The 16,281-nt window shown below is 72.8% G+C and carries 12 protein-coding genes; 9 read left to right on the top strand and 3 right to left on the bottom strand.

What is annotated here, in order from left to right:
• Positions 1 to 288 precede the first annotated feature (288 nt).
• A complete protein-coding gene (mqnB, locus tag VF632_RS08765) occupies positions 289 to 1,032 on the bottom strand; it encodes a futalosine hydrolase (RefSeq protein ID WP_331022494.1) in 744 nt (247 codons plus the stop codon).
• Positions 1,033 to 1,102: 70 nt separating this feature from the next.
• Here mqnB and VF632_RS08770 point away from each other — a divergent pair, with 70 nt between their 5' ends.
• The 7 genes from VF632_RS08770 to VF632_RS08800 all read left to right on the top strand — a co-directional run bounded on the left by VF632_RS08770 (position 1,103) and on the right by VF632_RS08800 (position 11,766).
• Positions 1,103 to 1,813: a hypothetical protein gene (locus VF632_RS08770; RefSeq protein ID WP_331022495.1), complete on the top strand. Its 711-nt coding sequence runs from the start codon at positions 1,103 to 1,105 to the stop codon at positions 1,811 to 1,813.
• Positions 1,814 to 2,181: 368 nt separating this feature from the next.
• Positions 2,182 to 3,375, top strand: a complete 1,194-nt coding sequence (locus VF632_RS08775) for a DUF4956 domain-containing protein (protein ID WP_331022496.1) — start codon at positions 2,182 to 2,184, stop codon at positions 3,373 to 3,375.
• Between the two features lie 49 nt (positions 3,376 to 3,424).
• Complete coding sequence (locus VF632_RS08780) at positions 3,425 to 4,618, top strand: metallophosphoesterase family protein (protein WP_331022497.1); 1,194 nt, start codon at positions 3,425 to 3,427, stop codon at positions 4,616 to 4,618.
• Positions 4,615 to 7,146, top strand: a complete 2,532-nt coding sequence (locus VF632_RS08785; RefSeq protein WP_331022498.1) for a BamA/TamA family outer membrane protein — start codon at positions 4,615 to 4,617, stop codon at positions 7,144 to 7,146. Before VF632_RS08780 ends, VF632_RS08785 begins: the two co-directional genes overlap by 4 nt.
• Positions 7,147 to 7,151: 5 nt before the next feature.
• A complete protein-coding gene (gene ppk1 / locus VF632_RS08790; protein ID WP_331022499.1) occupies positions 7,152 to 10,325 on the top strand; it encodes a polyphosphate kinase 1 in 3,174 nt (1,057 codons plus the stop codon).
• A gap of 20 nt (positions 10,326 to 10,345) precedes the next feature.
• Positions 10,346 to 11,260 (top strand): hypothetical protein, encoded by a 915-nt coding sequence (locus VF632_RS08795; RefSeq protein ID WP_331022500.1) that lies wholly within the window; start codon positions 10,346 to 10,348, stop codon positions 11,258 to 11,260.
• Between the two features lie 95 nt (positions 11,261 to 11,355).
• Entirely contained in the window at positions 11,356 to 11,766 is a 411-nt protein-coding gene (locus VF632_RS08800; protein WP_331022501.1) for a hypothetical protein, read from the top strand.
• A 356-nt stretch (positions 11,767 to 12,122) separates the two neighbouring features.
• Here VF632_RS08800 and VF632_RS08805 read toward each other — a convergent pair whose 3' ends face one another.
• Positions 12,123 to 13,169 carry a hypothetical protein gene (locus VF632_RS08805; protein WP_331022502.1) on the bottom strand — a complete coding sequence of 349 codons (1,047 nt, stop codon included), beginning with the start codon at positions 13,167 to 13,169 and terminating at the stop codon, positions 12,123 to 12,125.
• Between the two features lie 152 nt (positions 13,170 to 13,321).
• On the opposite strand from VF632_RS08805, the gene VF632_RS08810 reads away from it, so the two are divergent.
• Both VF632_RS08810 and VF632_RS08815 read left to right on the top strand, forming a co-directional pair.
• On the top strand, positions 13,322 to 13,804 hold the full coding sequence (locus tag VF632_RS08810) for a flavin reductase family protein (protein ID WP_331022503.1): 483 nt from the start codon (positions 13,322 to 13,324) through the stop codon (positions 13,802 to 13,804).
• Positions 13,776 to 15,296: a fused MFS/spermidine synthase gene (locus VF632_RS08815; protein WP_331022504.1), complete on the top strand. Its 1,521-nt coding sequence runs from the start codon at positions 13,776 to 13,778 to the stop codon at positions 15,294 to 15,296. Before VF632_RS08810 ends, VF632_RS08815 begins: the two co-directional genes overlap by 29 nt.
• Here the strand turns inward: VF632_RS08815 and VF632_RS08820 are convergent.
• Positions 15,293 to 15,625: a hypothetical protein gene (locus tag VF632_RS08820; protein ID WP_331022505.1), complete on the bottom strand. Its 333-nt coding sequence runs from the start codon at positions 15,623 to 15,625 to the stop codon at positions 15,293 to 15,295. The two genes, VF632_RS08815 and VF632_RS08820, sit on opposite strands and share 4 nt — an antisense overlap.
• Between the last annotated feature and the right edge of the window lie 656 nt (positions 15,626 to 16,281).

Genomic DNA, 16,281 nt, shown 5'->3' on the forward strand with positions numbered 1-16,281 from the left:
GATGAGCGGGCGCAGCAGCTCCCACTGCGAATCGGTCAAGTCTGTCGGATATCTGAGGCTAGTCATGCCAGCCGCATACACCGTCTACTTGTGCATGTTCGCACTTTGTTCGGTTATCTCAACACCCTCTCAGGATGACAGATGCGCACCAATGGCTTGGACGCGCATCCCGACTGGTGTGTACACCCTCTCCCGCTTGCGGGAGAGGGTGGCACGCGTGTCAGCGCGGCCGGGTGAGGGCCCCACGGCAGCCGAGGCCGCGCTCCTTCGCCGTTCGTATCGGTCGCGTCAACTCGGCCGCGCGAGGGCCCGCGCCACGACGCGGACCGCGGCCTGCGCGGCTTCGGCGGCCTCGCGGATGCGCCAGCGGCCCATGTCGCGGTTCTCGACGTGGTTGCTGACGGCCCGCAGCTCCAGGAACGGCACCTGGTAGATGGCCGCCACGTGCGCCAGCGCCGCACCCTCCATCCCCTCGCACACCGCGCCGAACCGCCCCGCCCGTTCGCGCCCCAGCGCGTCCGTCCCCGAGCAGGCCGACACGGTCACGAACGGACCGGTCCGCACGACCGTCCCGGCGTGCTCCAGGGCCGCCCGTGCGCGTTCCACCCGCACCGCGTCCAGCGGAAACTCGTTGAACTTCCGCGTCTCGCCCGTCTGCCAGAGCGGGATCCCGATCTCCTCCGTCGAAATCCATCCGCCCGGGGCCTCCACGCCCTCGTCGCCGTAGATGGCGCTCGTCGCCAGGGCGATGGAACCGATCTCCAGCCCCGAGCCCGGGTACGCGCCGCCGATCCCGAAGCCGATCACCCCCGACACGGCGCGCGTCTCCAGCAGGGCGGTCAGCGCGTGGGCGGCGTTGGTCTTTCCCATCCCCCCGGGAAGCAGGACGACGGGGGTTCCGTCCAGCCGCCCCGCCCACCCCGGCTTCCGCCCGACGAGCACGTCTTCCGCGCCGTCCAGTGCCGCGCGAAGGCGCTCGCACTCGAACGGAACGGAGCAGACCAGGGCCAGGGGAGCGGTGGATGCGGTCACGATCGCGCGGCAGGTTGCGTGGTTGGCGTACGGCCGGAATTTACGTGGCGCGCCGCGTGCCGGATACGGGATGGCCGCCCATTACCCCGGACATGCCGCGATGCGCCCCTTCGCCGTCCCGATCGCCTGCCTTGCCCTGGCCGCCTGCCCGGCGCCGCAGCAGCCCGTGCCGCCGCCCGCACCCGCGCCGGTGCAGGCGGGTCCGCCCGCGCCGCCCGCGATCGTGCAGGCGCAGAGCGTGTGGACACGCACCGCGGGGCTGGTGCTTCGGGGTGAAACAGGCGCCGTGACCCTGCCCTTCGTCTTCATGCGGATGGAGGTGCTGCGAGCAGACACGACGGCGCTGCTGGTGCGCTGCGTACACTGTCCCGGTGGGCCATTGGGCTGGCTGCCGCGCGAGAGCGTGGTGCACGTACCGCAGGAGGTCGCGACCGCCGCGGAGATGGAGCTGGCCGACTTCGCGCTGGCCGTCCGCGACGCCGCCCTCCGGCGTGACGTGCCGGCGCTGCGCCGGGCGATGTCGCGCGACCTCGTGCACACGCTGGGGCCCATCGACCCGGGCATCCTGGAAACGCTGGCCGAGTGGGAACGCGAGGGATACCGCTCGGTGGACCGCCTGCCCTTTCTGCTGGACCGCGGCATCGCCAGCGTCACGGGCACCGCCATCTGGGCGGCGCCGCCGGAATACGCCTCGGACCTGCGCTACAACGGCCTGCGCGCGGGCTTCCGCCGCGGGCGCGAGGGGTGGGAGTGGGTGTTCCTGGTCAGCGGCGGGATGTAAGGGGAAGTGCGTGAGTGGGTGAGTGCGTGAGTGCGAAAGTGCGAAAGTGCGCGGCCGGTGCGGCCCGAGTTGCCCGTGCTGAAACGGCCGAAGCGCAATCGAATTCTCCCCTCTCCGCATGCGCAGCATGCGGGGAGGGGCCGGGGGAGGGGCCTGCCGGGGCATGCGCCGCCGCAGATCGAAACGCACCAAACCCTCACGATCGCCCTCCCGTGCATCCGCCCGCCGCCACAGGCACCGGGCTGGCCAACTTCCGCCTGCTGACCGAGGCGAGAGCCAGCCGGCCACGCGCGCGGCGTGGTTCCTGCTAGCGCCCACTTGTGCCCCGCGCGCCCTTCGCGCGGCGGATGCGGACGGAAACAAAAGCGATGGCCCAACACTCCAAGAAGCAAACCGGCATCACCAGCGGCCCTCCGCCCGTGGTCGCTCCGGGCGAATCCGAGACGCTGCTCTCCGCGCCGCCAGCGCCCGCCACCCCGGCGACGGCGACGGCTGCGGCGCCCGTGCGCACGTCGCGTCCCGGGCGGATGCAGACGGACGACGCACAGCCGCCCGCGCATCACCGCCTGCTGGAGCGCGTGGTCGACGCGCGCTCGTATCCGTTCCTGCGCGTGATCGCCTACTACGTGTTGGTCTCGGCGCTGATGTCGCTGGCCGTGTACTACAGCCCCACCGTGCGCGAGGCCATCCTGTCGCCCGTGGCGCTGCCGCTGGAGCGGGGCGGAGACCTGGCGGCGGGCCCCGTGGGCGACTACGGCGCGCGCATTTCGCTGCAGGAAGCCGGGCAGCGCGCGCTGGGCACCGTGCTCGTCATCCTGGGCGCGCTGCTGCTGGTGGTGCCCGTGGCGTGGGTGTACATGCTCACCAAGCGCTTCCGGTACGACCCCGCGCTGGTGGCCTCGGTGATCATCCTGCCCATCGTGGTGGCGGGGATCGCGCTCGTCGTGAAGAACAGCATCGCCCTGGCCTTTGCGCTGGCCGGCATCGTGGCGGCCGTGCGCTTCCGCAACACGCTCGAAGACCCCCGCGACGCCGTCTACATCTTTCTGGTGATCGGCATCGGCCTGTCGTCGGGGGTGCAGGCGCTCGACGTGGCCCTGGCCATGTCGTTCGCCTTCAACCTGGTGGTGCTCACGGTCTGGAAGTTCAACGTGGGCTCCATCTACAGCGGCCGGTACGCGCGCACCGGCATCCTGTCGGTGGGCCCGCAGCGGCTGCTGATGGCGCAGGAGCCCGAGGCGCAGCGAACCGTGCGCAGGCGGATGCTGGACAAGGCCAGCGACGTGAAGACCGACGGCATCCTGCTGGTGCACAGCAGCCAGCCCGACGTGGCCCGCATGACGGTGCAGGAGGCGCTGGCCGACATGGCCAAGGACTGGCAGCTGGTAGACGTGGTGAGCCGCGACGACGGGATGAGCACGCTGGAATATCTCGTGCGGCTGAAGCGCAACGGGAGCGCCGCGGGAATCGTGGGCGCGCTCGACGAGCGCTGGTCGGAGCAGGTGGCCGCGGCGGAGTACGTTCCGTTCCGCGCGCGGCGCAAGAAGCGCAAGGGCCGCTGAGCCCCCCCGCGGGCTCGGCTGACGATATCCAAACCGAACGGCAGTGGTGATGAACGGCAGGACGATTTCGCGGCGCGCGGCCCGGCTGGGGTGCGCGGCCGCCATGCTGATGGGGGTTTCGGCGTGTGGCTCGCCCGTGGCCGGGCTGGGCCGCCTGGCCGGCGTGCTGGCGCCCGAAGACTCGGTGGTCCTCAACCTGGTGCTGATCGGCGACGCGGGCCTTCCCAACCCCGCCGGCGAGCCGGTGCTGAACGCGCTGCGCGACGAGATCGCCCCGGCGCCCGACCGCAGCTTCGTGGTGTTCCTGGGCGACAACCTCTATCCCGTCGGCCTGGGCGACACGGCGACGGCTGAGGGGCGCGAGGGGCTGCGCATCATCCGCGCACAGATGGCGCCCCTGCTGGAAACGGGAACGCGCGGCGTGTTCGTGCCGGGCAACCACGACTGGGCGCAGGGCGCCTCCGTCGGGCTGGAGCACGTCACCCGCCAGGCGCGCTTCATCAACGCCAACGGCGGCGGGCGGGTGACGATGGAGCCGCGCGACGGCTGCCCCGGCCCCGTGGTCCTGGACATCGACGGCGTGCTGCGGCTGATCCCCGTCGACACCCACTGGTGGCTGCACCCGTCGCAGAAGCCCGGTCCCGGCAGCCGATGCCGGCCGGCGACGGAGCAGGGCGTCATCGACTCGCTGCGCGTGGCCCTGGCCACGGCGGGCGACCTGCGCACGGTGGTCGTGGCGCACCACCCGCTGGTGAGCGGGGGGCAGCACGGCGGCTACTTCGACTGGCCCACGTACCTGTTCCCGCTGCACCCCTGGGCGCGCCTGGCCGGCCTCTTCGCCCGGCAGGACGTCACCGGCCGCGAGTACCGCCACATGGCCACGTCGCTGCAGCGCGCCTTCGTCGTCGACACGCCGATGGTGTACGCCGCCGGGCACGAGCACAACCTGCAGGTGTTCCGCCGCGAGCCCGCCAAGTACATGCTGGTCAGCGGCGGGGGCATCTACGGCCACACCACGCCCACGCGGCGCATCACCGGCATCCGCTACATCCGCGAGGCCAGCGGCTACCAGCGCATCTCCATCCTGGCGGACGGGCGCATGCGGCTGAGCGTGGTGGTGGTGAACGCCGACGGCAGCCGGCATGAAGACTACTCGCAGTGGCTGGACGTGCCGACCATCGAGCGTCCCCAACCCGATTCCACCGCGCCGCCGCCATCCGCCGCGACGGGGGGCGGCCGATGACGCCGCGCGGGCTCGCCGTTCTCCTCGCGATCGCCGCCCTCCCCGGGGCGGCTTTCGCGCAGGACAGCACCGTGGTGGTCCCCGGCCCGGAGTACGCCGCGGGCTCCACCCGCGCGTTCCTGCTGGGCACCAGCTACCGCGACCTGTGGACGACGCCCGTCCGCGTTCCCCTGCTGAACCTGGGCACCTTCGCGGGCGGGCTGACGCCCACGGAGCGCGGCGGTGGCAACCAGACCGTTTCGCTGCGCTTTCGCGGCGCGGACGGAAAGGAGTACGCCTTCCGCTCCGTCAACAAGCGGCAGTGGCGCGCCCAGGAGGCAGACCTCAAGGGCACCGTCGTCGGCCGCGTGCTGCAGGACCAGGTGAGCTCGCAGCAGCCCAGCGGCCTGGTCGTTTCCGGGCGATTGATGGACGCCACCGGCGCGCTGCACGTGGATCCCGTGCTGTTCGTGATGCCCAACGACCCGCGCCTGGGGGAGTACCGCCAGGAGTTCGCGGGGATGCTGGGGACGGTGGAGGAGCGCCCCGAGGCGCCGTGGGCCGGCGCGGCGGAGATCGAGGGCACCGACGACATGCTGGAGGCGCTGGAGGAAGGCCCGCGCAACCGCCTGGCCGACGAGGAGTTCCTGACGGTGCGGCTGCTGGACCTGGTGCTGAACGACTGGGACCGCCACGCCGACCAGTACCGCTGGGCCGGGATCGACGCGGGTGGCGTGCGGACGTGGCGCCCGATCCCGCGCGACCGTGACTACGTGTTCGTGGACTACGACGGGTTCCTGGTCAAGCTGGGGCGCTCGGTCCTGGACAAGGCGGTGGGGTTCGGCCCGGTGCCGGAAACCATGGGGCTGGTGGACCAGGGGATCGAGGTGGACCGGCGGATGCTGGGCGAGCTGGACCGCGCCGACTGGGACTCGGTGACGGCCGCCCTGCGCGCCCGGCTGACCGACCCCATGATCGCCCAGGCCGTGCGGCTGGTCCCGGCCGAGCACTGCGCCCTGCGCTGCGAAGAGATCGAACGCACCCTGCGCGCCCGCCGCGACGCGCTTCCCGCCGCGGCCGCGGAGTTCTACGCGCTGCTGGCCCGCGAGCCCCAGGTGTACGGCACCGACGCGGCGGAGACGGTGGTCATCGACCACAGGGGCGACTCGCTGGAGGTGCGCATCCACGCCGGGACGGACGGCGTGCTGGGCGAGCCGCACTTCCGCCGCCGCTTCGTCGCGAGCGAAACGCGCGAGGTGCGGGTGTGGATGCACGGCGGCGACGACCGCGCCGTCATCCGCGGCCAGGGGCCCATCCTGGTGCGGCTGCTGGGCGGGGGCGGCGACGACGTGTACGAGAACGAGAGCCGCGGCGCGCGCACCGTCATCTACGACGACCGCGGCCAGAACCGCTTTGCCGCCGGGCCGGGCGTGGTGGTCGACACGCGCGAGTACGTGGCGCTGGGGGCGCCCCGCGGCGAGGGGATCGATCCCCCGCGCGACTGGGGCGCGAGCAGCGCCGTGTTCGCGCCCTACGCCGCCATCCGCCCCTACGCCGACCTGGTGGTGGGCGGCGGGCCGTCGCACACGCGCTACGGCTTCCGGCGCTACCCCTGGGCCACCCGCTGGTGGGCGCGCGGGCTGTGGGCGCCCCTGTACGGCCGCTTCGGCGTGGAGGCGTTCGCCGCGCGGCGATGGACGGGAAGCGCCGTCTCCGGCGGCCTCTTCGCCCGAGCCTCGGACCTCGAGGCGACGGCGTTCTACGGCTTCGGCAACGACACCCGCCAGCAGCCGGGCCTGGGCCGGCGCGACTACATCGTCTGGGAGCGGCAGCTGCTGGTGGAGCCCACGCTGGTGGTGCCGTTTTCCGAGCGGTTCGCCCTGACCACGGCGCTGGTGGGCCGCTACACCGATCCCGAGGTCCGCCCCGGCACGCCGGCGGCCGCCCTCGACTCCGACGACGTGCATGGGACGGCGACCTTCTTCGACGTGGGCGCGCGCGGGGCGGCGTACTGGGAAGGACGCGACGACCTGACGTATCCCCGCCGCGGATTCACCCTGTCGGCGAACGCGGACGTGTTTCCCGGCGTGGCCGGCGCCCTGTTCGACGAGGGCGCCCGCGGCGGGTTCGCCCGGGCGGGCGGCGTAGGCACGGCCTACCTGTCCGCCGGGCGCGGGCCCGTGCTGGCGCTGCGGGCCGGGGCGCAGGCGACGTGGGGCCATTTTCCCCTCCAGTATTCGTCGTTCGTGGGCGGCTCGCCCTCGCTGCGCGGCCACGCCATGCAGCGCTTCGCCGGCGACCGCGCCGCCTTCGGCGGGGCCGAGGTGCGCACCGTGCTCACCCGCGCCAACCTGCTGGTGCGCGGCGACCTGGGCGTCATCGCCCTGGCCGACGCCGGCCGCGTGTGGTACGGCGGCTCCGATGAAGGCGGCTGGCACACGGCCGTGGGCGCCGGCGCCTTCTTCCGCTTCCGCCAGCAGGCCGTGAGCGTGGTATACGCCCGCGGCGAGGACGACGTCGTGTACCTTCGCATGGGACTGCCGTTCTGAGCACGATGCACCACGACGCCCCCCTTCCCGACGGCCCCGCCTCCAGCCGCTACGAGCCCGGCACCCCCGGCGCGCTGGACCGCATCGCCACGGACCCCGCGCCCGACACGCTGGCGGCGGGGCCCACCCGCACGGCCTCCTTCCGCGACGTGTACTTCGACACGGTGGAAGGCGACCTGGAGCGCCGCGGCGCCTGGGCGTGCGTGCGCCACCACGGCCACGGGGCCGCCACCTTCGCCGTGCGCACGGGGCACGAGGCCGAGTACGGGCGCATCGTGGCGCTCGACGGGGTCCAGGGCGATCCCGCGGCGCTCTTCGCCGGGAGCACCGAGCCCGCCGTGCTGCTGCGCGCGATCGTGGACCCGGCCCGCCTGGAGGCGCGGGTGGAGATCGAGACGCACCGCCGCGTGCGCCCGCTCTCCTCTCCCGAGGGCGACGTGGCGCAGGTGGCCGCCGACACCATGCTGGCGCGCGAGGGCGACCGGCGCGCGCAGCTCGAGGAAGTGGCCATCATTCCCCAGGCGGGGGAGCCCGAGCGCATCGCGTCGTCGCTTCGGCACGAGTACGGGCTGCGCCTGGTGGCCGAGGACCGGCTGGACCGGGCGCGCCTTGCCCTTCGCGAGCACGAGCTGAACGCGCTGGAGGTCGCCGTCCGCTCCGCGCGCCGGGTGGCGGTGGTGGCGCTGGACGATGGGCGGATGGCCCTGCGCCGCGACCGCGCCTCGCTGCGGGTTCCGTCCACGCAGGGCACCGGCGAGGACGCCGCGCGCCAGGTGCTGCGCGACTGCTTCGGTCAGGACGGCGCGCGGGTGCGGCTGCTGGGCACCGGCTCGGGCTCCGGCGCCAGCGCGTCGGTGGAGGTGTGGCTGGCCGAGGGCGCGTCGGCCCCGGGCGAAGAGGCCGCGTGCGAGATCGTCCACATGCCGCTGGACGAGATCCTGGCCTCCGTGGGCTCGCCCGCGCTGCGCGACCGCGATACGCTGGCCGCCCTTCACGTGGTGGCGCGCGCGGGACTCACCATCCTGGCCCCCGAGGGCGACGCCAGCGACGAGGAGCGGCGGGCCCGGGTGACCCTGGCCTCCGCCCCCGATCCCGACGCCGAGGCCTCGCGGCTGCTGCCGGTGGGCACGCTGCTGAACATGGAGCTCAGCATCCTGGCCTTCAACCGCCGGGTGCTGGAGCTGGCGGAAAGCGCACGCGTGCCGCTGCTGGAGCGGGTGCGGTTCCTGGGCATCTTCGGCGCCAACCTCGACGAGTTCTTCCGGGTGCGCGTGTCGGGCTTCAAGCGCCAGGTGGCGATGGGAAGCCACAAGCGCACCATCGACGGGGTTACCCCGCAGGACCAGCTCGACGCCATCGGCATCCGCGCGCGGCGGCTGATGGACCGCGCCTACCAGCTGCTCGACGAGACGCTTCTGCCCCAGCTGGCCGAGCGCGGCGTGCGGGTGGTGGCCCCCGGCGAGCTGACGCCCGACGAGCGGGCGTACGTCCGCGAGCGGTTCGAGCGCGACGCCCATCCCGTGCTGATGCCGCTGACCGCCGGCCCCGGGTACCCGTTCCCGCACATCCGCAACCTGCGCCCCGCGCTCGCCGGGCTGGTGCGCGACCCGCGCGGGGGCGAGCCGCGGCTGGGCATCGTGGAGCTGCCGGACGGCGTCAACCGGTTCATCCACCTTCCCAACAGCCGGCGGTTCGTGGCGCTCGAGGAGGTGATCCGCGAGCACTTTCCCGCGCTGTACCCGGGGCTGGAGGTGGAATCGCCCCGCGTGTTCCGCGTCACCCGCAGCGCCGAGCTTCACCTGGACCGCAAGGAGGTCGAGGACATCCTCCACGCGGTCGAGGAGCAGGTGCGCAAGCGCCGCTTCCGCCCGGTCGTGCGGCTGGAGGTGGAGCGGGGGATGCCCGGCACCGTGCGCGCCATGCTGCTGCGCGAGCTGCAGTACGAGGCGCCCAGCATCGTCTCGGCCCTGGGCGAGCAGGACGTCTACGAGGTGCCCGGGCTGATCGACCTGCGCGGCATCCGCGAGCTGGCCGACGTCGAGGCCGAGGGGCTCCACTTTCCCCCCGCGCCCCCGCCGCGCACCCCGCTGGACCCGCGCCGCACCGTGTTCGAGCAGCTGCGCGAGCACGAGGTGCTGGTGTCGTTTCCCGGCGACTCGTTCCAGGCCACCGTCGAGCGGCTGGTGGTGGACGCGGCCGAAGACCCCGACGTGCTGGCCATCAAGCTGGCCCTGTACCGCACGAACACCAAGTCGCGCATCGTCGAGGCGCTGACCCGCGCCGCGTCGGCCGGCAAGCAGGTGGTGGCGCTGGTGGAGCTGACGGCGCGCTTCGACGAGCTCAGCAACATCCACTGGGCGCGGTACCTTCGCTCCTTTGGCATCCATGTGATCTACGGGGCGCCCGACCTGAAGGTGCACGCCAAGATCGCCCTGGTGGTGCGCCGCGAGTCCGACGCGCTGCGCCAGTACGTGTACATCGGCACCGGCAACCTGAACGCGTCGACGGCCACCTTCTACACCGACCTGGGCTTGATGACCGCCAGCCCGGCGCTGGCCGCCGAGCTCAACGAGGTGTTCAACGGCCTCACCGGCGGCGCATCGCCCATGGATTTCGCCCACTTGCTGGTGGCGCCCTACACCATGCGGCGGCGGTTCGTGGAGATGATCGGGCGCGAGGCCGAGCACGCTGCGGCGGGGCGGCGGGGGTGGATCCGCGCCAAGTTCAACGGCCTGGCCGACCGCGAGATCATCGCCGCGCTCTACCAGGCCTCGCAGGCGGGGGTGCAGATCGACCTGCTGGTGCGGGGGATGTGCTCGCTGCGCCCCGGCGTCGTGGGGCTGTCGGAAAACATCCGGGTGTACAGCGCGCTGGGCCGCCACCTGGAGCACGCGCGCATCTTCCGCTTCGAAAACGGCGGCGAGCCCGAGTACTACATCGGCTCGGCCGACTGGCGGACGCGCAACCTCAGCCGGAGGGTGGAGGTGGCCGTCCCCATCCGCGACCCCGGCCACCGCGCGCGGCTGGACGGCATCCTCGACGAGGACCTGGCCCGGCCGGACCTGTGGGAGCTGGGCGCCGACGGCACCTACTACCAGCGCCCGCAGCCGGCGCCGCGGCAGGGGGCGCCGGCCCGGTCCGGCCCCGAGCGCCGCGCCATCATCACCGCGGACGTGTGAGCCGGATGAACGTACGGCAGATGGGAATTCGATCGATGCGGACGCGGTGCGCGGCGGCCCTGGCCTTCGCGGTCCTGGCGGGGTGCGGCGATGCGCGGCAGGCGTCCGTCGGCGGCGACGATGCGGGGGAGTGGTGCCGGATCGCGCGGCGCGACGTGGGGATGCCGGGCGACGTCACCGAGACGAGCGGCGCCGCCTTCGATCCCGTCGACCCCGAGGTCTTCTGGACGCACAACGACTCGGGGAACGATCCGGTCCTGTACGCCATCGGAAGCGACGGACGGGCGCGGGGCACGCTGCAGGTGGAAGGGGCCAGCAACCAGGACTGGGAAGACCTGGCCGTGGGCCCCTGCGAGGGCGGCCAGTGCGCCTACATCGCCGACATCGGCAGCGCGGGCCGCAGGAAGAACGATCCGGTGGCGCTGTACCGCGTGGCGCTTCCCCCCGTGGACCAGGCCGCCACCGCGCGCGCGGACCGGTTCGAGGCGCGCTTCCCGGGCGGCGGCCAGGACGCCGAAGCCCTGTTCGTGCTTCCCGACGGCTCCATCTACGTGATCGGCAAGGGGCAGAAGGAGCCGATCGAGCTCTACCGCTGGCCCACCCCCTTGCAGCCCGGGCCGGTGGACCTGGTGCGCGTGCGCGAGCTGGCGCCGGAGCCCGAGCAGCCCGGCGACCGCGTGACGGGCGCTGGCGCCAGCCGCGACGGGCGCTGGGTGGCGGTAAGGAGCTACGGGCGCCTGGCGCTGTACCGCACGGCGGAGCTGCTGGGCACCGGCCGTCCCGAGTTCGCCATGGAGCTGACGCCCGTCGGCGAGCCGCAGGGCGAGGCCGTGGCCATCGAGTCGAACGGCACCGTCCTGCTCACCAGCGAGGGCGGGCAGCGCACCGTCCCCGGCCGCGCCACCTTCCTGCAGTGCACCCTTCCGCAGTCCTGACCGGCCGGTGGCCCGTTCTACCGGCTTGTGCATTGTGAGCACTTTCGCCGATATTGCGGACGGTTTCGCACCGTCGCCAGCGGAAAGGGCTCGCCATGTCCCCCATGCAGTTGGAAGAGCAGGACCTGCTGCTGGATGAGCAGCCGCCCACCGGCCTCTCGCCGGCGGAGCTCGCCTATTGGGAGCGCATCCGCGAGAGGCTCGTGCGGGGGATGCTGGCGTATCGCGCGGCGAACTACGTCAGCGACGACGAATGGGAGCTCCGGCTCACGATGGCGCGTGACGCCTTGTCCGCGCCCATGCCGGCCGGCAACCCCGCCGATCCGGAGCGCGCCGAAGCCGAGCTGCTGCGGTGTCCGCTCGAGTACGTGCCGGATCTCTCCGAACGGGACTACACGAACTACTTCTTCGCGGGAATCCGCAGAAGCTGCATCTCCGCCGCGACCCAGCGCCTGTACAGCCAGGCAGAGGCCGAGGCGCTTTACGCGCAGTGGTGTACCCGGTAAGCTGGTCCCCTGATGCCTTCCGTGACCTGCTCGACATCCACGACTACACCACGCGACACTTATACGCCAACGCTCGGCCGCTAGTGAGCAGGCTGTTCGCCGCCGGGAAACAACTCGAGATTTTCCCGCGTTCCGGCCGGGTCGTCCCCGGCTGGGGAGACCCGGACTAGCGAGAGGTCATCGTACCGCCGTTCCGGGTCATATACCGGATTGTCGGCCGGGAAGTCATGATCTCCAAGGTATACCACTCCCGGCGATCGCTCCCGTCCCGGCCGGACGAGTTCCGCTGACGACGTGAAAAGGGGTGGACGCGATCCGCGTCCACCCCTCTCTTCTTACTCTGTCGACCAGATCCGTCAGGGCTGCTGACTGGTGCGCTCGGCCGCGCCGATGCTGCGGGCTACGGGCGGCTGCTCCACGCAGCGCGGGGCCTCCCACACCTTGCGCCAGGTGCCGCGGTCGCGCGAGATCACCTCGTACCAGCTTTCGCGCACGCCGAACACCTGCACCAGCATCTCGTGCTGGCCGGCGGCGTTCCAGTTCAGGTGGTCCACCAGCTTGGGCGCGCCCTTCCCCGTCTTGTCGTAGTCGCGCACTTCCTGGTACACGGGGGTGTAGCCGGCGCGCTGCTCGTAGTCGGCCACGTAGAACACGCTCCACCCGTCGGGCTCCGGGGCGCCCGGCCCGAGCTGGTCGCCCACCAGGTAGGTGGCCGCCATCTCGGGGTGGCCGCCGCGGATCACGTCCAGCGCCTGCAGGTCGCGCTGGGCGCCGCTCCAGCTGCGGGGGCGGGCCAGGCCGTTCTGCAGCACCATCCGCTCGGCCACCAGCGAGGCGTAGCGCTGGATGGTGCCCTCCACCTGCGGCGGCCGGTACTCGCCCATCACGTCGGGGGCCAGCCCCTTGCGAAAGGCCAGGAACTCGCGGTCGGCCGCGGCCGCCGCCACCGTGGTGGCCTGCCCCTGCGCCGTCGGCACGCCGCACGACGTCACGCGGGCGGGGCCCTGCACAGTCACCGTTCCCACCTCGGCGCCGCGCCGGAACAGCACGAACTGCGCGTTGGGCGGCATCACAGCCTCGCGAAAGCGCTGCTCGTAGGCCTGGGGAGAAACGCCGGCCGGGCGGCGCAGCGTGCGCAGCGAGTCGCCCGAGATCTCGCCGACGGGCACCACCGTGGCCGTGCCGTTGGGGTTGCGCACCACGTGAAAGAGCACGCGGCCGGTGGGCAGCCCCAGCCCCGCGATGGCGCCCGGCTCGGGCGCGGAGGCGTCGCCAGCGCCCGGGGGGGGCGGCGTGACCACCTGGAACGAAGCGCCGCCCCATTCCACGTTGTCGCACGCGGCCGGAGCGGTTAGAATCAGGAGCGCGGCCACTCTGGCGGCGCGTGCTGCAATGGCGCGCATCGGCGGTTCTGGCTGTCAGGAAAGCGGGCCGGCCCATCCGGACGGCCCGGCTTTTGTTTGATGGGGCCGGGCCTCGTAGGGGCGCGTGTTCAGCAAGGACCCGGCCAGCAACACGCGCGGCCAAGGTAGTCCCGTACTTCGTCCGCTGCCAGATGATCGACGAAAGCGAGTTCCGGCGGGTGATGGGCCACTTCGCCACGGGCGTGGCGGTGGTCACCTCGTGCCGGGACGACGGCACCGCGGCCGGGCTCACCGTGAGCGCCGTGTCGTCGGTGTCGCTGCGCCCCATGCTGGTGCTGGCGTGCGTCGACCGGGCCTCGCAGACGCACGCGCTCATCCAGCAGGCCGGCTACTTCGCCGTCAGCTTCCTGGCCGAGGGGCGCGGCGAAACCATCGCCCGGCGCTTCGGCACGGGCGGCCCGGCCGAGGAGAAGTTCCGCGGCACCCCGTGGCACGCGGAAAGCACCGGGGCCCCGGTGCTCGACGACGCGCTGGCCTGGGTGGACTGCCGCGTGCACGCCGCCCTTCCCGGCGGCGACCACACCATCTTCATCGGCGAAGTGCTCTCCGCCGGTGCGCGCGAAGGAACCCCGCTGCTGTACTATCGTGGAGGATACGGCCGTTTCAGCCACTGAATCGCGCAGGCCCGCGGCCGGCGTCCTGGCCCGCGCCGCCCTGGCCGGGGTGGCGCTCGGCATCGCCGCGTTCGCGGCCGGCAGCCTGATCCTGTACGAGGCGCAGGGGGTGCTATCGGCCGCGGGCGGGCTGGTGGCCACCTTCGCGGCCGCGCTGGCCGCCGGCGTGTGGGCCGGCTCCCCCGGCGCGCGCACCGGCCAGCCGCCCACCTGGCGCTGGGTGGGCGCGGGCATCGCCCTGGCGCTGGCCGGCGGCTTCGGCACGCTGTGGGTGCACTTCGGGTGGGAGCGCTTCGGGGGCACGGCACGCGCGCTGGCGCTGCTGTTCCTGGTGGGGGTGCCGGTGTACGCCATCGGCTTCCTGCTCCCGGCGCTCACCGCCTGGTCCGCGGAGTTCCACGCCGCAGGGGCCGACGAGGACGACGACGAGCGCACCGGCCGCTCCCCCGCCGCGCGCGGGGTGGAGGAGACGGTGCTGGCCGTGCTGCTGGGGCTGGCGGGCGGCGCGGTGATGGGCGGCTTGGTGCTGATCCCCGCCTTCAGCCCCGGGCCGCTGCTGCTGGGGGTGGGAGCGCTGCTCACCTTCCCGCTCGTCTTTCCACGCGAGATGCCGGCTGCGGCTTCCGGCGGCGAGCGGGTGCTTCACGAAGAGGAGACGCCGTACGGCGTGGTCCGCGTCGCCGAGATGGTGCACCCCGGCGGGCGGCGCCAGCCCGAGCTGCGCCTGTACGTGAACGACGAGCTGGAGTCGGGGGAGCTGGAGCGCACGGGCGCCCCCACCTTCGGCTACATCGCGGCGGCGGAGCGGCTGCTGCGCGACACCACCTCCAACGGCGCCGCCTACCTCTTCCTGGGCGGTGGCGCCTGCACCCTGCCGCGGCGCATCGCCGAGGACGACCCGGGCGCGCGGATCACGGTGGTGGAGCTGGATCCCGCCATCACCCGCGCCGCCTACCGCTGGTTCGGGCTGCGGCCGGAGCACGGGCTGGCCATCCTTCACGGCGACGCGCGGGCGGTCGCGTCCGCCCTGCCGCGGGGCGGCTACGACCGGCTGGTGGTGGACGTGTACGGGGGCGATGAGATGGTGCCGGCGCACCTGGCCACGGTGGAGGCGCTGGAAGGCTTCCGCGCGCTGCTGAAGCCGGGCGGAGTGGTGCTGGTGAACGTAATCGGGGTAGCGGCGGGGGCGGGGGAGTGCCGCTTCTGGTCGACGGTGCACACCCTGGCGGCCGTCTTTCCGGCGGTGCGCCTGTACCACCAGCTGGGGCGCGACTATCCCGAGCGGCAGAACTTCCTGCTGGCCGCCTCGGCCGAAGCGGGGGCGTCGCTGCCGGCGCGGGCGGGGCACTTCGATGCGTGGCCGGTGGACGAATGGCCGGGGCTGCCCTGCGTAGCGGTGCTGCGCGACCAGGCGGCCGGGGACGAAGCGCCGCGCGCCGCGCCCCCGGAGCGGGAGCGCGGCGCGCGGGTGGAGCCGGCCAGCGCGGACTAGCGCGCCTTGTTGCGCTTCTGCGCCTTTTTCTGCTGGCGCGCCATTTCGCCCTGCATGAACTCCACCTGCTTGCGGCGCATTTCCAGGTGCCGCTTCATCTGCTCGGCCTGCTTGAGCTTCTGGCCTTCGGTGCCCTTGTAGCGCTGGCGGTCCATCAGGCGCTTCATCATGCGGATGATGGGCCCGGCGACGTACTTGACCATGAACGCCTTGCGCTTCTGGCCCTTGGCTTCGAAGTCGGCGATCACGTACGGAAGCGCCTGCACCTGGTCCTGCAGCTGGCGGTGCTTCTCTTCGGGCGAAATCTTGGGCTTCTTATTCTTGGCCATGATGGCGTAGTTCGGTCGGGATTGGGGGACTGCGGCCGCGGTATTCGGGCGGCGGTGTCGGTACACCGGTGGATGGGGGCGGTTCTCGCCCGTTCACCGGGGCCACAATCGTAGCCGCCGCGCGCCGCGCTCACAAGGCGGCGGACTCGCGGTCACCGTGCCGGGGGAGTGCGCGAAGCCCACGGCAGCGCACCTGTCATCCTGAGGCCCAGGCGAACGACACTGGCCCGTAGCACATCCGGCGCGGGCCGAAGGATCTAGCTTGGGGCGCGAAACGAACCTGGGCGCGGCAGCGGTCACGGAAGCGTTGGCCTCGGCTGCCGTGGGGGTACACCCCGAGTCGAGACGTGGGCAGGCGGGTCCGGCGCTTGGGCCGGCGCCCCCCATCCCCAGCCCTTCCCCCGCAAACTGCGCGGGGGAAGGGAGCAAGTGTGGCGCGTCACCGAAGCTCTCGCGCGACCACGAGCTGTCATCCTGAGGCCCAGGCGCACCGTGCCTGCCCGTAGCACCTTCTTCGCGGGCCGAAGGATCCAGCCTGGGGCACGTACAAACTGGGGCGCGGCAGCGGTCACCGTTGCCGAGGCCTCGGCTGCCGTGGGGCCCTCACCCCGCCGCGCTGACACGCGTGCGACCCTCTCCCACAAACAGCGTGGGAG

Origin of the sequence: Longimicrobium sp. (assembly GCF_036388275.1) — a bacterium.
Classification (GTDB): domain Bacteria; phylum Gemmatimonadota; class Gemmatimonadetes; order Longimicrobiales; family Longimicrobiaceae; genus Longimicrobium.